Annotated in this window: 13 protein-coding genes; 9 read left to right on the top strand and 4 right to left on the bottom strand. The window is 44.0% G+C overall.

Going from position 1 to position 18,076, the window contains the following annotated elements:
• Window positions 1-519: 519 nt before the first annotated feature.
• Together ACT3ID_RS16290 and ACT3ID_RS16285 are read right to left on the bottom strand one after the other, a co-directional pair.
• A complete protein-coding gene (locus tag ACT3ID_RS16290) occupies window positions 520-1,296 on the bottom strand; it encodes a queuosine precursor transporter (RefSeq protein ID WP_491543118.1) in 777 nt (258 codons plus the stop codon).
• A gap of 193 nt (window positions 1,297-1,489) precedes the next feature.
• Window positions 1,490-2,200 carry an N-formylglutamate amidohydrolase gene (locus ACT3ID_RS16285; RefSeq protein WP_491543117.1) on the bottom strand — a complete coding sequence of 237 codons (711 nt, stop codon included), beginning with the start codon at window positions 2,198-2,200 and terminating at the stop codon, window positions 1,490-1,492.
• Window positions 2,201-2,748: 548 nt separating this feature from the next.
• On the opposite strand from ACT3ID_RS16285, the gene ACT3ID_RS16280 reads away from it, so the two are divergent.
• The 4 genes from ACT3ID_RS16280 to ACT3ID_RS16265 all read left to right on the top strand — a co-directional run bounded on the left by ACT3ID_RS16280 (window position 2,749) and on the right by ACT3ID_RS16265 (window position 8,863).
• The gene (locus ACT3ID_RS16280) at window positions 2,749-3,558 is read left to right on the top strand and encodes a beta-sandwich domain-containing protein (RefSeq protein WP_491543116.1); all 810 of its coding nucleotides are present in this window, start codon (window positions 2,749-2,751) and stop codon (window positions 3,556-3,558) included.
• A 240-nt stretch (window positions 3,559-3,798) separates the two neighbouring features.
• Window positions 3,799-6,051, top strand: coding sequence for a SusC/RagA family TonB-linked outer membrane protein (locus tag ACT3ID_RS16275; RefSeq protein ID WP_491543115.1), 2,253 nt, complete (start codon window positions 3,799-3,801; stop codon window positions 6,049-6,051).
• Between the two features lie 48 nt (window positions 6,052-6,099).
• On the top strand, window positions 6,100-7,560 hold the full coding sequence (locus tag ACT3ID_RS16270; RefSeq protein WP_491543114.1) for a SusD/RagB family nutrient-binding outer membrane lipoprotein: 1,461 nt from the start codon (window positions 6,100-6,102) through the stop codon (window positions 7,558-7,560).
• A gap of 373 nt (window positions 7,561-7,933) precedes the next feature.
• Window positions 7,934-8,863 (top strand): 2-hydroxyacid dehydrogenase, encoded by a 930-nt coding sequence (locus tag ACT3ID_RS16265; protein ID WP_491543113.1) that lies wholly within the window; start codon window positions 7,934-7,936, stop codon window positions 8,861-8,863.
• 64 nt (window positions 8,864-8,927) lie between these two features.
• Here ACT3ID_RS16265 and ACT3ID_RS16260 read toward each other — a convergent pair whose 3' ends face one another.
• Complete coding sequence (locus ACT3ID_RS16260) at window positions 8,928-10,001, bottom strand: branched-chain amino acid aminotransferase (RefSeq protein WP_491543112.1); 1,074 nt, start codon at window positions 9,999-10,001, stop codon at window positions 8,928-8,930.
• A 134-nt stretch (window positions 10,002-10,135) separates the two neighbouring features.
• Between ACT3ID_RS16260 and ACT3ID_RS16255 the strand changes: the two genes are divergently transcribed.
• Window positions 10,136-11,500 (top strand): M24 family metallopeptidase, encoded by a 1,365-nt coding sequence (locus ACT3ID_RS16255; RefSeq protein WP_491543111.1) that lies wholly within the window; start codon window positions 10,136-10,138, stop codon window positions 11,498-11,500.
• Window positions 11,501-11,526: 26 nt separating this feature from the next.
• On the top strand, window positions 11,527-12,225 hold the full coding sequence (locus ACT3ID_RS16250; RefSeq protein WP_491543110.1) for a uracil-DNA glycosylase: 699 nt from the start codon (window positions 11,527-11,529) through the stop codon (window positions 12,223-12,225).
• 103 nt (window positions 12,226-12,328) lie between these two features.
• Here ACT3ID_RS16250 and ppc read toward each other — a convergent pair whose 3' ends face one another.
• Window positions 12,329-15,124 (bottom strand): phosphoenolpyruvate carboxylase, encoded by a 2,796-nt coding sequence (gene ppc, locus ACT3ID_RS16245; protein ID WP_491543109.1) that lies wholly within the window; start codon window positions 15,122-15,124, stop codon window positions 12,329-12,331.
• Between the two features lie 60 nt (window positions 15,125-15,184).
• Between ppc and ACT3ID_RS16240 the strand changes: the two genes are divergently transcribed.
• The 3 genes from ACT3ID_RS16240 to ACT3ID_RS16230 all read left to right on the top strand — a co-directional run bounded on the left by ACT3ID_RS16240 (window position 15,185) and on the right by ACT3ID_RS16230 (window position 18,042).
• Window positions 15,185-15,760, top strand: coding sequence for a DNA-3-methyladenine glycosylase I (locus ACT3ID_RS16240; RefSeq protein ID WP_491543108.1), 576 nt, complete (start codon window positions 15,185-15,187; stop codon window positions 15,758-15,760).
• A 134-nt stretch (window positions 15,761-15,894) separates the two neighbouring features.
• Window positions 15,895-16,104 carry a hypothetical protein gene (locus ACT3ID_RS16235; RefSeq protein ID WP_491543107.1) on the top strand — a complete coding sequence of 70 codons (210 nt, stop codon included), beginning with the start codon at window positions 15,895-15,897 and terminating at the stop codon, window positions 16,102-16,104.
• Window positions 16,105-16,500: 396 nt separating this feature from the next.
• On the top strand, window positions 16,501-18,042 hold the full coding sequence (locus ACT3ID_RS16230; RefSeq protein WP_491543106.1) for a M16 family metallopeptidase: 1,542 nt from the start codon (window positions 16,501-16,503) through the stop codon (window positions 18,040-18,042).
• The last annotated feature ends 34 nt before the right edge of the window (window positions 18,043-18,076 follow it).

Below are 18,076 nucleotides of genomic sequence, written 5' to 3'. Positions count from 1 at the left end.
GGCCTGCATCAAGAATTCTTATCTAACCCCGAATACTCGGGGCGACAAGGGCTCGACGTGCGATCGTCTGTATGTTCTCAGTAAGTAAAAAGAACAAGTCCCGTGCCTCCTTTAACACTTCTCTAAGAGACAAAAAACGGGGTTGAACTCATGTTGTTTCTGGGTTCAACCCCGTTTCTAAATTGGATTCCTAATGTAAGGATTATACCCTATTCGTGTCAATACTTTTCTGTAATAAATTTTAAGATTTTTCCCCTTAGTCCCTGCCAGCATAAAACCTATTTAAGAAAGATGGACGGGATATTTTTTCCTCACATCGTTTTGAAATAATTTCAATTTCAGAATATCAACTGCAAATTACGATATAATATTTTTTCCACTGTGCGAGGGACTGCTTTTGCAGTATAAATTCAACTAGAGATACTATTCATTTCAAGTGATATCATCTTAATATACACTATAAGGGCAATTGATTGCTACACGAATTTGAAATTCAATTATTACAGCTTCTCTTGACAATCAATCAAATAAACTATTTCCGCTCGGGTCTTCCTCATAATCCTGAAATAATTTTACTCCCAAATAGCAAAGTGGTGTGTCGAATAAAGCAAAAAAGAATTTGAAGAGATAGGAATTCAGAATAAGAATAATCAGTTTGCCGATAGTATCAATTTCTTCACCAAGATTTCCGGCTATATATAAGATGGATAAAATTGTCGTGGAATCTACCAATTGACTAACAGTAGTCGATGCATTATTTCGCAACCATAAATGCTTACCATTTGTCAGATCTTTCCAGAAATGAAAGAGGCGCACATCTACCGTCTGAGCAACCAGATAAGCAATCATACTGGCGATAGTATTCCCCACCATAAACTCATAGACGCCATCAAAAAGCTGAAGCCCTCCGCTAACACCTCCGGTATTAGGCAACCAGTGATTTACTGTCATCAAAAATAGCATAAAAACATTCATCCAGAAACCAACCCAAACAACCAGTTGGGCTTTCTTTCTCCCATATAATTCTGATAATAGATCGGTAGCTAAAAATGTGAAAGGATAAGCAATGACTCCGACAGGTACGCTCATCGTATATATACTGTTATCGCGTATTAATTCTGGCACCAGAGCCAGCATCCAGTCGGAAAGTTCGACCGAAAAAAGAGTAACAAACTTAGTAGTGCCAATTACATTACCAAGTACCAGTGAAGTCAGGAAAATGCCAGCAAGAGATAGGAACAGCGCATCCCTTTTATAAGTAGCAATCGGCTGGGCTTTTGAAGGATCTGTCTTCATCAGTGTTCAAAGTCACTAATTGTTTGGAAATTTAGCTTTCTAATTATAAATCAAATAAAAGGATTTTCCATCTTAGCTCCTGAATTTTTAGCACAATGGAATAATTATTGGATTGGAGAAACGAATATAAAATGAAATGAATCTGCTACCTTTCAAAAGCCTACAACTAATGAATATAATATAGAAGATTGGTTCAGCTGAATTTTTCAAGTGCGTTCTGCAATGAAGTTGCTATATTTATCTGTAGTTTTTGCCATTCTTCTTCCAAAGACCGATCAGTAAATCGCTGATTTACTTCAATCTCTACTCCTATATAGTCGTCTGCTGTATAATTTCTGCGAAGATAGGTAGTAAAACCATCCATCGTCCCACGATAGGGTTTGTTCATTTTCAGAACTAATCCATTTGTACTATTATCTAATTCGCGACGCCACCCGCGACAAAAGTTTAACTCATCACTCCTGGCAGGATCAAACAGAAAGCCCACGTCAACCTTACGCCGCCGTCCCTTCCAAAAAGGAGTAAATGTATGTACGCCTATGTGTATTGCCTGTTCACCGTGAGATGTAACTTCCTCGACTTCGTCTTTTACTCTTTTGCGGTGTGGCTGATAATAATTTTTGAATATTTCTTCCCGAATATCCAGGGATTCTTCTCGTGTAAACTCGGAAAAAAGAACCGGACTTTGGACTGACCTGTTGAGATCAACCAACAAGCGTGTAACCTTATGCAGATAAGCCTCCTGCTCCATCTTTTCAGCGATTGTATTGGTCAGCTCCAAAGCACCAATATCAATGCCACGGTGAGTCTGCAGCATTTCGGGTTTATCTCTAAATAAATGGCGATATTCTTCGGGCACATCATTACCGGCGTGTTCACACGTGATGATTAACCGTCGATCCATTGCGAAAAGTTATTTACAGGTGCATATCTTATTCCTATAAAAATATAAATTGATCAGGTATCTGTCATTTTATCGTGTCTGAAAAGGATAAGAATCTTCAACCAATGCCTGTTTGAGACAAATATTATTCTCTCTGTCTCTGAATTTTTTGCAGATAACTTTCGAACTGCACAAAAATATCAGCAAGTAAGGGAGGCTTCAATGAACCTGATTATGTGTTCTAGATAGGGACGTTATCCACAGTAATTACTTAGTACAACAAAGGAAAAAGAAGTAATTATAATTCTCTAGTTCCTGAGAAAGGCTTCCTCTGAATAATATAAATACTAAAACGAGCAGCCTTCAAGCTTCTTTTATTTTATATCTAAAAAAAATAAAAGATTGAGTTTTTTTATTAATTATCCTTATTTAACGCATGCTTATAATATTTATTACAAAGCGGCTTATTCATCATATCATGTAATTTTTGAATATTAAAGATTACGTGATAGCATCTTTTATTACATGAAGGATGGATAAACTAACCTTAACTAAATAAATACCAGATTATGATTAAAAAGTTACTCAGGTCCATACTGGGGGTTATTGTTGTTACTCTGATTACCGGAGCAACAACATTTGCTCAGAATGGAGTCATTGAAGGTACGCTCACCGATGCAGGAACCGGGGAATCTCTACCGGGTGCTAATATAGTCATTGCTGAGCTGAATAGTGGTGCATCCACTCAACCAGATGGCAGCTTCGTCATAGACGATGTCCCACCTGGCACATACACGTTGCGAGCTTCTTTTGTTGGGTTTAACACCCAGGAACAGCAAGTTACGGTGGATGCCGGAGAAACTGTTACAGTTCAATTTGAAATGGAACCATCTGCAATTGGCTTAGACGATGTTGTTGTAACCGCATTTGGTATTGACCGTGAGACAAAGTCGGTCGGCTATTCTGTTCAACAGGTCGGCGGTGACCAACTTACCCAAACCAATGATAACAATCTTGTTGGTAGTCTTAGCGGTAAAGTATCGGGCACGCAAGTTATAGAATCAGCCGGAGCAGCCATTGGCGGATCAGACAAAATTCGTATCCGTGGTATAAACGGACTGTCTGATGACCAGCCACTTTTTGTGGTGAATGGAACGCCGATTAACAACCAATCATTCTCAGCTTCAGCCAGAGGTCGTGATTACGGCAACCTTGTCTCCGATCTGGATATGGACAATATCGAATCGGTATCGGTTCTAAAAGGTGCTGCCGCTTCTGCACTTTATGGTAGCCGTGCTTCGAATGGTGTTGTAGTCATTGAAACCAAAGAAGGCGGTCTTAGAGAAGGTGGCGGTATGTCAGTAAGCTATTCTTCTTAAGTATCTGTTGACCGTGTTTCTATACTTCCGGAGTACCAAAACCAGTATGCTGGTGGATATAACCAGGATTTTGTACAGTACACTGATCCCGAAGATGGACAGACCTATCCCGGCCTGAACTATCAAGCCGACGAAAGTTGGGGACCTCCTATCGAAGGGCAGGAATATCGTCCTTGGTGGTCTTGGTTTCACGGTGATTTCACGGGTGACGGACAAGATGACTATGGGAAAACAGTTCCGTTGGAGTCTAATCCAGATAATGTACGCAACTTCTTTGATACAGGTGTTCAATTTGAAAACAGCCTGGCCATCGAGGGAGGAGCACAAAATGCTTCGTATCGCCTGTCAGTTGGAAATTTTGACCAGCAGGGTGTGTTCCCCAATTCCGAATTAAACCGGAACAACCTGAACTTCAGAGGTAATCTTCAGGTAAGCGATCGACTGTCTACTAATCTAAGCATCAGTTATACCAATACAGAGGGTCGCAATCGACCAACCCAGGGATATTCCCCTGCACAGGGTAACCCTGTACAGTCGTTCAACCAGTGGTTCCAGCGACAGCTTGATATGGATAAGCTGCGTAACTATCGCATGCCAGACGGTACGTTGGCGTCCTGGAACATCCGGTCGAATACAAATCTGAGACCGCTCTACTGGGACAGCCCCTTCTTTACGGTTGAGGAAAATATATCCGAAGACGAACGCGACCGTGTGTTCGGAAATGTCGGTATGTCATATAAACTTTCGGACAACCTTTCTGTTGAAGGGAAAATCCACACCGACTTCTATGACTTTACGGTCGAAGATCGTATTGCTTCGGGCGGGTTAGAAACCGACTGGTATATGATGCAAAAGCGCAGTCGCCAGGAAAACAATTATGAGGTCTCGCTGAACTATAATGAGGACTTCCAGGACTTTTCTGTGGAAACCTTCCTTGGAGGAAATATCCGCCAGGAAGAATATAACAGTTCTCGACAGGCTACCTCGGGCGGCCTTTCCACACCTAACTACTTTAACATAGCGGCGTCAAATGACCGGCCAGACGTCAGTACTTACAAAGAAGAGAAGGAAGTTCGGTCTTTGTATGGTACAGCCTCTTTTGGCTGGAAGGACATGGTTTATCTGGAGACTACTATGAGAAATGACTGGTCTTCAGCCTTGCCAGCAGATGACAATTCTAATCTGTACTATGGTTTCTCAACCAGTCTGGTCTTCTCTGAACTCGGACCGTTCAGTGGATCGGATGTATTTAGCTTCGGTAAAATCCGGGCTTCTATTGCGCAAGTAGGTGACGAGATTGATCCTTATCAAATCACGCAAACCTACGATGTCGAGGATCCTTACGGAGGTCAGCCAGCTATGGATGTTCCTAACACGCTGGCTAATCCCAACCTGATCGCTTCAGTATCTACCGACTACGAACTCGGACTTGATATGCGATTCTTCCAAGGTCGATTCGGTCTGGATGCTAACCTCTATCAGTCTGTGCGTAACGATGAGGTACTTCAGCTGGACGTATCACCCACCAGCGGTTATGAACAGGTTACGGTTAACGCCGGTGAATTTGTCAGCGAAGGTATTGAAGCTTCTGTTAATGGAGCTATCGTAGAATCCCAGGATCTGAATGTTAATATGACCGTAAACTGGGCAACCAATACTTCTCGCGTAGAAGAGCTGGCCGAAGGCCTTGATTCGCGATCGCTTGAATATGCATACTTTGGCGTGTCGCTGTACGCCCGCGAAGGCGAAGAGTTTGGCGTAGCAAGAGCCGAAGGCAGTTATGGCGGTTATGTTACCGATGAACAGGGACGCCGTATTGTAAATACTGATCCGGCATCGAACGGACACTATCAATTGGAGGACAAAGATCTGGGTCACATCCTGCCCGACTGGACAGGTGGTACCCGATTGGACATCTCTTACAAGAACTTCGATTTCGGTGCTTTCTTAGAGTACCAGCACGGCGGACTATTCTACTCGCTCACCAAGCAGTTTAACAACTACTCCGGACTTGGGCTCGAGACCGTCGGAGAAAACGTGCTTGGAAATCCCGCCCGTGATCCGCTGCTGGATTCAAATGGTGATCCCATTAGCGGAGACTGGATTCCACTGGCTGATGCTCACGAAAATTCAGGAGGTTTTCTCGTAGAAGGCGTTGATGAAAACGGAAACGAGGTACAACACCTTTACGACGGGCGTCCGCACTGGGTAAATAACTTCTTTAACAAAGAACGTTATACCTACGATGCGACCTACCTGAAACTTCGTGATGTAAGCGTGTCGTACAACCTCTCGCCTCAACTGCTTGAGCGTCTGCCGGTTAGCCGTGCCAGCGTAACTGCTTTTGTACACAACGCTGCCCTGCTCTACTCTTCGGTAGACGGCCTTGATCCTTCTTCCATCCAGAACGGAGCTGCAGGATTCTCCTTCTGGGAAGGGGCGCAAATGCCGCCGACACGTTCGGTTGGAATGAAGCTGAACGTAAACTTTTAAGGAGACAAGGTGATGACTATGAATTTTGACCAAAAATCCAACTACTTTATGAGAAAGCCACTAATACTTGTATTATTTCTGGCACTCGTTTGGGGCTGCGATGACTTCGGGTCTACCAATGTGGATCCGAACAATCCATCTGAGCCACAAACGTCCCAACTGTTGACCGAAGCTCAACGTGATATAGGTGTAAACTGGGGGCCTATCGCCAATGTTACACCGACATACTATGTACAGTATATTTCATCAACGCAGTACACGGATGCCTCGCGGTATTCGTCATCTACTTTTGACTTTGAAAACTGGTATACGGAGCCACTAACCAACCTCCAGACGATCATCGACCTGAACTCTAACGAGGAAACGGCCGGCGAAGTACTGTCAGGGGGAAGCAACGCCAATCAGATTGCGGTAGCCCGTATTCTCAAGGCGTATTTCTTCCAGGTTATGACTGACCGATGGGGCAATATCCCGTACTCAGAAGCGCTGCAGGGACAGAGTCAACTACGGCCGTCCTATGACAGCCAGGAGGATATCTACAATGATCTGCTCAACGAGCTTGACGAAGCCGTCGGACAGATGGATGGCGGTGCGGCCGTTAAAGGAGACATCCTGTTCAACGGCGACATGGACAAATGGCGTGAATTTGCCAACAGTCTGCGCATGCGAGCGGCCATGCGTATCGCCGATGTGGATGAATCTACAGCCCAGTCGCATTTTGAAGATGCGGCAAGCAGTGGATATATCTCCGAGAACGTGATGTATCCATACCTGCAGTCTCAAAACAACGAAAATCCGTGGTACGATCGTTTTGAAACGAGGACAGACTACGCGATTTCTGAGCCGCTGGCCGATACCATGAAAAAATACGACGACTATCGCCTGCTGTCCTTTGCCCTTCCGGCCCCGGATGAGGATAATGGCAATGGAGTGGTCGACAGTTTTGACGAAGTGGTAGGCATGCCCTACGGCGATGCCAACGCCGGCGACATTCCGAACAGCGAAATCTCGTTCCCGGTCTACGCCGATTATGACGTAAATGATCAGCAAGATCGACCGCTGCCGATTATTACCGAAGTAGAAATACACTTCTTGCTGGCAGAGGCCAATGAACGCGGCTGGAATGTCTCAGGCACTGCACAAGAACACTATGAAGCTGGTATCGAAGCGTCATGGAAGCAGTGGAACCGCGAAGAAGATGTAGAAGCCTATTATAACCAGCCGGACATCGCCTATGACAGTAATAACTGGAAGGAACAGATCGGCTATCAAAAATGGATCGCCCTGTTTCCCCTCGGCTTTGAAGCTTGGGCCGAATGGCGCCGATTTGATGAGCCCGAGCTGTGGCCGCTGGTAAGTCCGCCGCTTAACGAGAGTGGTGAAACACCGGTACGCCACGGATATCCACCTCAGGAAGGCGAGCTGAACAAAGAAAACTATGAAGCAGCTATTGAGGCCCAAGGCTTAACAACGGGAATTGACACACCACTCTGGTGGGATGTCAATTAACTCTAGTACTGCTAATTAAATCAAAAGGCTCCTCTGGTTTCAGAGGGGCCTTTTTATTTTACGATGGACTAAGAATCGCTCAAGATTGTGATAACCACCACAGCAATTAATCTCACCTATAAGAACCTATTTTTTGTAATTCCCTTCTCCTTACTCAATAGTTCGGTAAAAAACCAGCCTGCTCTAACCTATTACCGCCATAGCATGTAAGTCGAAAGTAAATGACTAATCTTTAACATACTGGGAACTAAGGCTCAAACTGCATCGCAATTTAATTGAGGGTGAAAGGGAAAAGAATATTATCGCCTTAGCAAACCACAGATTGCTTTCTTATACTGTTGGGCATCAACAAATAGAACAAGTATAAAACATAATGTCTCTTTTACTCATTGCTCCCGACCGCGAACTCGCTGAATGGGAACAAGCTATACACGATGTTGACCCAAATATTGAGATTGATATTTGGCCAGCGATTGAAGAAAAGGAACGCGTTCAGTTTGCCGTTGCTTGGAAACAGCCCAAACATCTGCTGGACAGTTTTCCCAATCTAAAAGCAGTATCATCTCTGGGTGCGGGTGCCGACCATCTGATTAGAGATGAATCATTGCCAGAATCGGTTGATATCTGCCGTGTTGTAGCCCCATCGCTGGTCCAGCAGATGACCGAATATATACTGGGAGCAGTTATCAGCATCCAACGCAATTTTGTGCATTATATCCGCCAGAGTGACGCCGGAAAATGGCAGGCTCATCAACATTCATTGGCAGATGAAATCAATATTGGCATTATGGGATTGGGAAAACTAGGTGAACCGGTTGCCCGTCATCTATCTCAGATAGGATATCACGTTTCGGGCTGGACACGATCTAAAAAGGATATCAAAAATATTGTTACCTATGCCGGTACCGAAGAGCTGATAGGTTTTCTAAATAAATCTCAAGTCTTGGTTTGTCTTTTGCCGCTGACATCCGAAACCGAAGATATTCTGGATCTTGAACTTTTTAAGCAATTACATAAACCGGCATGGATTATTAATGTTGCACGCGGAGAACATTTGGTAGATGAGGACCTGATCTATGCCCTTGACAGTGATATTTTACAAGGTGCCTGGCTTGATGTGTTTTCTGAAGAACCCCTGCCCGACAAGCATGCATTCTGGAATCGGGATAAGATCATCATTACCCCTCATGTTGCCAGCATCACCAAACCTGCAGAGGTGGCTGATCAGATCGTTGAAAACTATAAGCGGGCACTCTCGGGAATGGAACTTAAAAACACGGTAGATCGAGAGAAAGGATATTGATGATGCGTAACGCATAATGCGCAAATATAGCTCCAATCACGCATTACGCATCACGGATCAGAAATTACTGCACGTTAATAGGATATGACCATCCAAAGGGATCTTCTTCCTTCCCGGTTTGGATTCCGGTGATCGCATCATAAAACTTTTGCCCCACAGGTCCGCGACTCTCCAGATCAAAAGTCACTGATTCTCCATCATGATGAATTTCATCTACCGGAGCAACTACAGCGGCCGTGCCCGCGCCGAACACTTCCTCAAGTGTACCGTCACGTCCAGCCATCATTACTTCGTCAATGCTAACCTTTCTTTCTTCCAGTGGCATCCCCCAATGTTGAGCCAACTGAATTATTGAGTCACGGGTAATACCTGGAAGAATAGTTCCACTCAATTTTGGGGTTACCAGCACCCCATCTATCACAAAAAAGATATTCATTGTGCCCACTTCTTCAACATACTTATGTTCGATAGCATCAAGCCAGAGAACTTGGTCGTAACCTTTTTCCTTGGCTTTTTGGGCTGGATAAAAACTGGCAGCATAATTTCCGGCCGTTTTACTTTCTCCTACACCACCTTTTACTGCACGTACATAATTTTGGGAAGTAGTCAGTTTTACCGGCCTGTTGTAGTAGGATCCTACCGGACAAGTAATAATATAAAACCGATAAGTTTTTGCTATACTGGCTGAAATAACCGGATCAAAAGCACAAGCTAATGGACGAATGTAAAGGGAATTCCCCTCTTTTTTCGGCACCCACCTATAATCAAGCTGAATAAGCTGAGCAAGTCCCTGAAGAAATGTTTCTTTATCTATTTTAGGAATACACAAACGATCGCAAGAACGAAGCATCCGCTCGTAATTTTTTTCAGGACGAAACAAGTTAATTGTCTCTTCATCCACATAATAGGCTTTCATTCCCTCAAAAACGGACTGCCCATAATGAAGTACATTTAGTGACGGAGTAATTTCAATCGGACCATAAGGCTTAATCGCCGGCTGCTGCCAATGCCCATCGCGGTATTCCATCTCAAACATGTGATCAGAAAATACACGACCAAAACCCGGATTGTCTAAATCTACTTTACTAACCCTGCTTTTTTCAACTTTCTGAATCTTAAATTCCGTCGCTGTTTCCATTACTCTTTTTTTAACTACTAGGCATCCGCAAACGCGGTGCTACATTTCAATTTAATTAACTTTACAGATCAAGTATTGACAATATAAACCACATTAATATTTTATGATCAATCTATTACTAAATAATATTACTTATGACCCACTTTGCCAAGCAAATACTCCTGTCAATATTTCTTTTTTTAATTGCTTTACCCGGCGCTGCTCAAAACAATTCTCCTGCCATTCTGGAGATGGAACAACGTGCCGAAGTTCAGAACAACTGGCTGGCTGACCGACTGGAAACAGTTGTACCGGAGCTGATGGATCGTGAAGACATTGACATGTGGGTCATCATCGCCCGGGAATATAATGAAGATCCCGTGATACACTCTATGCTTCCCGCAACCTGGCAGTCAGCCCGGCGTCGAACTGTGCTGGTATTTCATCGAACCGATAATGATGTCGAGCGTTTGGCCGTAAGCCGATATAACATTGGAGATTTTTTTGAAAGTGCCTGGGATCCCGAAGAGCAGCCCGACCAATGGCAGCGTCTGGCCGAAATAATTAAAGAACGTGATCCTGAGACCATTGCATTGAACTACTCCAGCGATTTTGCCCTGGCCGACGGTATTTCTCACACGCAAATGAAGGAATTCAAAGAAGTCTTACCCTCTACCTACCACAACCGCATCATATCCGGTGAACCTCTGGCAATAGGATGGCTGGAAACACGCACCGATGCCGAAATGCAGGTTTATCCCCAGATCGTACGCATTGCTCACAGTATCATTGCCGAAGGCTTTTCGGAAGTAGCTATCCAGCCCGGCGTAACCACTACCAATGATGTAGAATGGTGGTTCCGTGATAGGATTCGGGAACTGAACTTCACGGCTTGGTTTCATCCCTCAGTGTCAGTACAGCGCAGCGATGAGGCGGAAGCTGACTTTCTGGAGAATTTTTCCCAACGACCGGATGAAAATATTATACTGCCCGGCGATCTTTTGCACGTTGATTTTGGAATCACCTATCTCGGCTTAAATACTGACACCCAACAACATGCCTATGTGCTCAAGCGGAGTGAAACCGACGCTCCAAAGGGACTTAAAGATGCACTCGAAGTTGGAAACCGGCTGCAAGATATTCTAACGGAAAACTTTGAGGAAGGACTTTCCGGTAATGAAATTCTGAAAGCATCGCTACAGGAAGCAAAAAATGAAGGGATTCGACCTAGTATATATACTCATCCTATTGGTTATCACGGACACGGTGCAGGACCGGCTATCGGCATGTGGGACCAACAAGATGGCGTACCCGGCAAAGGGGATTACCCGTTGTATGCCAACACAGCTCATTCCATCGAATTAAATGCTACAGTCAACATCCCGGAATGGGACAAAGATATTCGCATTATGCTGGAGGAAGACGCCTTTTTTGATGGCGATTCGGTTTGGTATATTGATGACCGCCAAACTGAGCTGATGGTGATTCCCCGTGATCGCCACTCACACAACTCCAAGTAACTTTTAACAAAAATATTTACCTCGCATTGGCAGCTCCTGACAAACTGAAATCTCTTTTTGCTGAACTGAAAAATACACCCGAAGGTCCCTTTTTCAATCCATGGTTTCAGCGGGATACCAAACACGATTTATCTGACAATGCACCGGACATCCGGTACAATCAGCTTGCACAATATTTGGCCGAACGACTGGATTCAGCCAAATATCTTTTTATCGCTGAAGCTCTCGGTTATCAGGGAGGTCATTTTACCGGTATTGCAATGACATCAGAACGCATACTGCTGGGGCATCACGAGCCAGTGCATGGCATTCCCGCTGATGGAGCTTTTTGTACAGTTGAGCCGCAACGTACCAGCAAACCGGCTGTCAATGAAAAAGGAATGTCGGAGCCGACCGCCACAATTATGTGGAAGGCTCTTTATCAACTGGGTATTGATCCGTATGAAACTGTACTCTGGAATGCGCTTCCCTGGCATCCTTATGATCCTGATGACGGATTACTCAGTAACCGAACGCCCACTGACAATGAGCTGGAAAAAGGCTACCCTTCCCTGCGTATTTTTTTGGATCTGTTTGAAGGTGCTGAAATTATAGCCGTAGGACGCAAGTGTGAACATAGTCTTGATGCTTTCGGTATCACCAATTATACGCCTGTACGTCATCCCGCCAACGGAGGAGCACCGAAATTCCGCCGCCAAATGAAAGAATTAATAGAACACGGATGACACAGATTTCACTGATTATGAACCGCAGAATATCGAACAAGGAATTCTGAATTTTGAAGTTATTTTCTCATTCATCATTCCTTGTTCTTCGGTTCAATATTCTTTAACCAGTGCTTTGCATGGCGGCTGCAACTCCGTTGATACTCAGGAAGAGCGCATCGCGCAGGACTTCTTCCTTATCAGCATCTTTCTGCTCTGCTTTCCATCGATCCAGCAATTCAGTTTGCATCATATTCAGCGGATACGTAAATGGATTTCGAAAACGGATCGATTTCTTTATCACCGGGCTGTTGTCAAGTATCTGATTCTGACCGGTAATTTTTTTAATAGCTTCTTCAGCCTTTCTAAAATCATCGGTAATGCGTTCATGAAACGTGCCATCATCAATATCTTCGTATGTACTGGCCGTTGGTATATGAGTTCGCGCCATTTCGCGCTGGGCATTATCTAGTACTGTTTTGAAAAATACCCCTTCATCATACCAGTTCTGCAGCTGTTCAAGCATATCTTCATCGTTGGTTATTTCATCCAACACTTTCCCAGTACCATACCATCCCGGAACATTGTATCGTACCTGCGTCCATGCGAATACCCATGGAATAGCCCGGAGATTTTCAAAATCCGCGGCCTTGGCACTGCCACGGGAGACCGGACGTGATGCAATGGGCAAACGACTGATATGCTCAATGGGCGTCTTGGATGTATACCAACTCCAAAATCCCTCATCATCAATAAGGTTACGGTACTCCTCCATCGATTCGCGAGCCATCTGCTCCATTGTTTCATTAAATTGATCTTCGTGCAACGACGATTGGGGTTTGGATACCGTCACCTGAATCATGGCATTCACAATCTGCTCGAGGTGTCGGCGGGTTATCGGAGGCAGCGAATAACGAAATGAGATAACTTCTCCCTGCTCAGTAAAACGAATACGTCCGTTATTACTGATCGGCGGAAGCGCCTTGATCGCCTCGTTAGAACGACCTCCGCCCCGCCCTACAGTTCCACCTCGACCGTGGAACAGACGGAAATCCACATCATAATCGCGACATACTTTACCAAGACTACGCTGTGCTTTTTCAAGCGCCCAGTTGGCCATCCAATAGCCGCCATCTTTATTACTGTCGGAGTATCCCAGCATAATTTCCTGCAAGTTATTTCGGGCACTCAGTTGTTTTTGATAAAGCGGACTTTCATATATTTCAGTCATCAATCGGCCGCACTCCTCAAGGTCTTCAATAGTTTCAAACAGTGGCACTACATCTATTTGGGATTCGACCTCCCCTTCCTCGAACCCCCAAAGCCCCACCTCTTTGGCAAGGATAAACACTTCCAGCATATCGCTCACGCCGTGGGTCATACTGATGATGTAATTGCCAAAACTATTGGGATCGAGCTCAAGCATTTGGCCGATTACTTTAAATACCTCCAGCATCTGTGCCGTTTCTTCCTCCAGATGAGCCCGCACCGGCGAAAGCGGACGAGGATTTTTTAACTCTTTAGTCAATAACTCCACTTTTTCTTCTTCAGAAAGCGATTGATAATCTTCGGTTACTTCACCGACTGCCAGCAATTCTGCAACGGCGTTTTCATGCTTTTCGCTGTGCTGGCGGATATCGAGTCCGGCCATATGGAAACCAAACGTCCGAGCACGAACTAACAGATGATACAACTTTCCTTCAGAGGCAATTTCTTCAAGCCCCGAATCTGACAAGCTCTTAGCAATCATATCTAAATCAGCTATAAAATCTTCAGAAGTATACTCTTGTGCCTGCTGAATTATTTGTTCCGGATTATCAGAGTTGGTCATTTTCAGCTGATTTCGAAGCTTATGCATCATATGGGTGACCTTTCGCCGATACGGCTCTTGGTTATATAACCGCTGGTATCGCTCCGAAAGCGGATCTCGTTGCTGCTCCAGTTGCAGCGACTTTTCAAGGTCATCCGATATTTCGTATTTACTTTGTGAAATACTCAGATAGCGACGCAAATCATCCAGCTCTTCCAGATAGAGATTAAGCACTATATTTCGCTGCTCGAGAATGGTCTGCCAGGTAACAGCAGGTGTAACATTTGGGTTTCCATCGCGATCACTGCCGATCCATGAACGATACCGCAGAATAGTGCTGAAATCAGGCGTTTCATCGTAATAAGTTTCAAAAGCATTACGCAAATCATCATACAGAACCGGAATTGTCTGCCAGATAGCATTTCGGAAATAGAACATACCGTTTTCGACCTCATCCTCGACCGTCACTCGCTCTGTGCGCACCTCGTCGGTAGCCAGCAACAGGTGGATCTCATTAAAAATATCTATCTTTGTCTTCTTTCGTTCTGATGGGGTCAAATCAGCCTGCCGCAGCTGCTCGATCATCTCCGTTATGCGCTGTTGCTTGATCAGCACGCTGTGGCGTCGTGCTTCGGTGGGATGCGCCGTAATCGTAGGCTGGATATCCAGCTTCCCAATGACATCAACTGCTTCATTTACATCAAAACCCTGTTCCTTCAGGTGATAAATAGCTTCCGTAATACTCTCATTTCGTGGAGACTCGGGACTCGTTTTAATTGCCCGCTCGCGGTTAATACGAGTGATTTCGCGCTGCTCCTGGGAGTTCATCAAGTGGAAAAATACCGTGTAATACCTAAGAAATTGTGCTATTTCATCAGTGCTGAGCTCATCAACTTTCCCCTCCAGCTCCTCAAAGGCCTGATCATCTTCTTCATCAAATGCCTGCGCCGCAAGTTGGGGAAATGATATCAGCATCTCTATAAAATCCTCCTCCTCTCGATCGCGCACAATATCTTCCAAGAAATGGGTCAGTAGTTCTATCTGTCCCGATAACTCCCTGCTTATTCCGCTCTTCCCGCTAAATGATTCTACAAGTTTTTCCCAATGCATGGATTCGCTATTTTAATTCGAAACTAATAATGAGTTTATTTAACCGCATAATATACAATAATGTTCGATCGATGCGACTGGTGTAAAGATACATTTGAACAATATATTCGCTACCACGATGAGGAATGGGGAGTGCCTGTTCATAACGATAAAACTTTGTTCGAGTTTTTAATTTTAGAAACAGCACAAGCAGGGTTAAGCTGGAGTACAATCCTGAAAAAGCGAGAAGGCTACCGGCAGGCATTTGCAAACTTTGACGTGAGGAAAGTAGCATCCTTTGATGAAAAGTATATCCAACAGCTCCTTGACAATAAGGCTATAGTCCGAAATAAGCTTAAGATCAAATCAGCTATAAATAACGCGCGCCGGTTTATTGAAATACAGGAAGAGTTCGGCAGTTTTGATTCTTACCTCTGGAGGTTTGTAAATGGAGAACAAATTCAAAATAACTGGGAGCATATGGCTCAGATACCCACTACCAGCAAGATTTCTGACCAGCTTAGCAAAGATCTTAAAAAACACGGATTTAAATTTGTGGGAAGCACAACGATGTACGCTTATATGCAGGCGATCGGAATGGTTAATGACCATTTAATTAGCTGTTTTCGTCATTCTGAGATTGTTAATTCAGGATAATCTGTATATTTACACCATATTAATATTTACTTATCCCTGTTAAAAAGGGCATATTTAGACTAGCAAAAAAGTTGATTTTTTCTATCTTATGGGGCAAAGAGATTAATGAATTAACGTTAAAGGATTAGGATACTATGCGCTCAATGTTCTCACTGAAAGAAGTTGGTGAAATGTTGGATATGTCAACCAATGAGGTGGAAAAAGAGATAGAGAACGGTCACCTTACATACTCGTTCCACAACGGAGAAAAAAAGATAACGCTGTATGATCTGGAAAAATATATGGGAGCAGAGCAGACCCAGAAAATAACCCAGGATTATCTGGCAGATAAAGAAGTTGAATAGTAGCAGAATTATTACTTACTGGCTGACTTTCCCTCCTACTTAATTTCGTTTTTTTTTAAAACATAGAAGCAAAACCATATCTGAATTGGCTTTTCTCTGGTACACCTTGGATTCTTTTCCCTCTCTCGAAGATCCGTATTAGAAAAGTTTAATATTAGTAACAAAACTTTCATTTATCTCTCTTGATATTTGTTTTATGTGAAGAAATAATCTAAAAACAAGCTTTTTCATCAAAAAATTTACCCTGTAACGTTCTATTCGTCCTCACGTAAGTAAACTTGATATAGAATCAAGGCACGTATTAAGCAAAAAGTTGTCTATGTCACTCTCTTTCTATAAGAAGTAAATCTTTCGCTAATCATCCAGTATAATTCTGAATCATAAATTGGAACACCTATGAATCAAAGAAACAGTATCTCTGTCCTGGGATTGCTGATTGTGCTATTCATCTCAACCATCAGCACGGCTACAGCTCAATCCCTCGAAGATTTCGAAGAAAAAGTAACCGAGTTTACGTTGGATAACGGGCTCACTTTTATCGTCATAGAACGACCGGTGGCACCTGTCGTCAGTTTTGCCACCTATGTTGATGTGGGCGGTGCCAACGAACCAGTAGGACATACCGGCATGGCTCATATTTTTGAGCATATGGCTTTTAAGGGAACCCATACTGTTGGCACCAACAACTGGGGAGAAGAGCAAAAAGTACTCGAAGAACTCGATAATACCTATCAGGAATGGTTGGCTGAAAAATACAGCACCCAGCCTGATTCCTCACGGATGGATACCCTTTGGAGCCAGTTCGAAGATCTGCAGGAAAAAGCCGGCGAATTTGTTGTTAACAATGAATTCTCACAAATCATCGACCGGAACGGTGGTACCGGCATGAATGCTCAAACCAGCCAAGATTGGACAAGATATTTTTATAGTCTTCCCGAAAATCGGCTAGAGCTCTGGTTTAGCCTCGAATCCGACCGATTCAAAAACCCGGTGTTACGCGAATTTTATAAAGAGAAAGAAGTCGTTCGCGAAGAGCGGCGATCCAGTTATGAATCGCAGCCCTTTGGCAAGTTATTCGAAGAGTTTCTAACTGTTGCTTATACCGCTCATCCTTATGGACGTCCCACCGTAGGTTGGCATTCCGATATTACAGCCACTACAATGGAAGATGCCCGCAAATTTTATAACACCTATTATGTTCCGAGCAATATGACCATTGCTATTGCCGGAGATGTACAACCGACAGAAGCAAAAGAGCTGGCCAAAGAATATTTCGGTGATATGAAAGAAGGACCTGAACCTCCACCCGTTTATACCGAGGAACCGGATCAGCGCGGAGAACGACGTTTCACAATACCAACAGAATCTCAGCCTTATCTGATGATGGGCTATCATACAGTTAACCAAGAACATCCCGACTTCCATGCCATACGTCTGTTAGGTTCAATCCTGGCAGAAGGGCGCACTTCAATTCTATACAAAAAACTGGTTGAAGAGGAACAAACAGCTTTGGGATTCCAACTATTCAACGGAATACCCGGGACGAAGTATCAGACTATGTTTAGTATTGCAGGAGTACCTAACCAAGGGTTCAGCACCGATACGTTGGAAACCTCGATAAACAATGAAATCGAGAAAATTAAAGAGGGTAATATCTCTCAAGAAGCTCTCGATCGTGCCCGTACCAATGCACGTGCCAATCTGATCCGAAGCCTTGATTCCAATTCCGGACTGGCTTCTTCACTGGCATCCGCTGAAAACCAACGCGGCGACTGGCGCAAAGTCTTTACCGATCTTGAAGAACTTGAGCAGGTTACTGTCGACGATATACAACGTGTAGCTAATGAATATCTAACGAAAGATAATCGAACTGTTGGTGCTATCATCAACGAAGCGGATGAAGAAGAAAGTGAGGAGGTTGCCGATGCGAATAACTAATCTGTCACTTTCAACACTTTTCAATTACAAGACC

It is taken from the genome of Fodinibius sp. GM108, from assembly GCF_058386985.1.
Note: the sequence above shows the minus strand (reverse complement) of the source record. Positions and strands in the feature narration are given on the sequence as shown.

Excerpts from the sequence above, each read along its gene's own strand:
- ACT3ID_RS16285 (WP_491543117.1), bottom strand. The coding sequence starts at position 2,200 with ATGGATCGACGGTTAATCATCACGTGTGAACACGCCGGTAATGATGTG.
- ACT3ID_RS16265 (WP_491543113.1), top strand. The coding sequence starts at position 7,934 with ATGTCTCTTTTACTCATTGCTCCCGACCGCGAACTCGCTGAATGGGAA.
- ppc (WP_491543109.1), bottom strand. The coding sequence starts at position 15,124 with ATGCATTGGGAAAAACTTGTAGAATCATTTAGCGGGAAGAGCGGAATA.
- ACT3ID_RS16270 (WP_491543114.1), top strand. The coding sequence starts at position 6,100 with ATGAGAAAGCCACTAATACTTGTATTATTTCTGGCACTCGTTTGGGGC.
- ACT3ID_RS16290 (WP_491543118.1), bottom strand. The coding sequence starts at position 1,296 with ATGAAGACAGATCCTTCAAAAGCCCAGCCGATTGCTACTTATAAAAGG.
- ACT3ID_RS16255 (WP_491543111.1), top strand. The coding sequence starts at position 10,136 with ATGACCCACTTTGCCAAGCAAATACTCCTGTCAATATTTCTTTTTTTA.
- ACT3ID_RS16235 (WP_491543107.1), top strand. The coding sequence starts at position 15,895 with ATGCGCTCAATGTTCTCACTGAAAGAAGTTGGTGAAATGTTGGATATG.
- ACT3ID_RS16280 (WP_491543116.1), top strand. The coding sequence starts at position 2,749 with ATGATTAAAAAGTTACTCAGGTCCATACTGGGGGTTATTGTTGTTACT.
- ACT3ID_RS16230 (WP_491543106.1), top strand. The coding sequence starts at position 16,501 with ATGAATCAAAGAAACAGTATCTCTGTCCTGGGATTGCTGATTGTGCTA.
- ACT3ID_RS16240 (WP_491543108.1), top strand. The coding sequence starts at position 15,185 with ATGTTCGATCGATGCGACTGGTGTAAAGATACATTTGAACAATATATT.
- ACT3ID_RS16260 (WP_491543112.1), bottom strand. The coding sequence starts at position 10,001 with ATGGAAACAGCGACGGAATTTAAGATTCAGAAAGTTGAAAAAAGCAGG.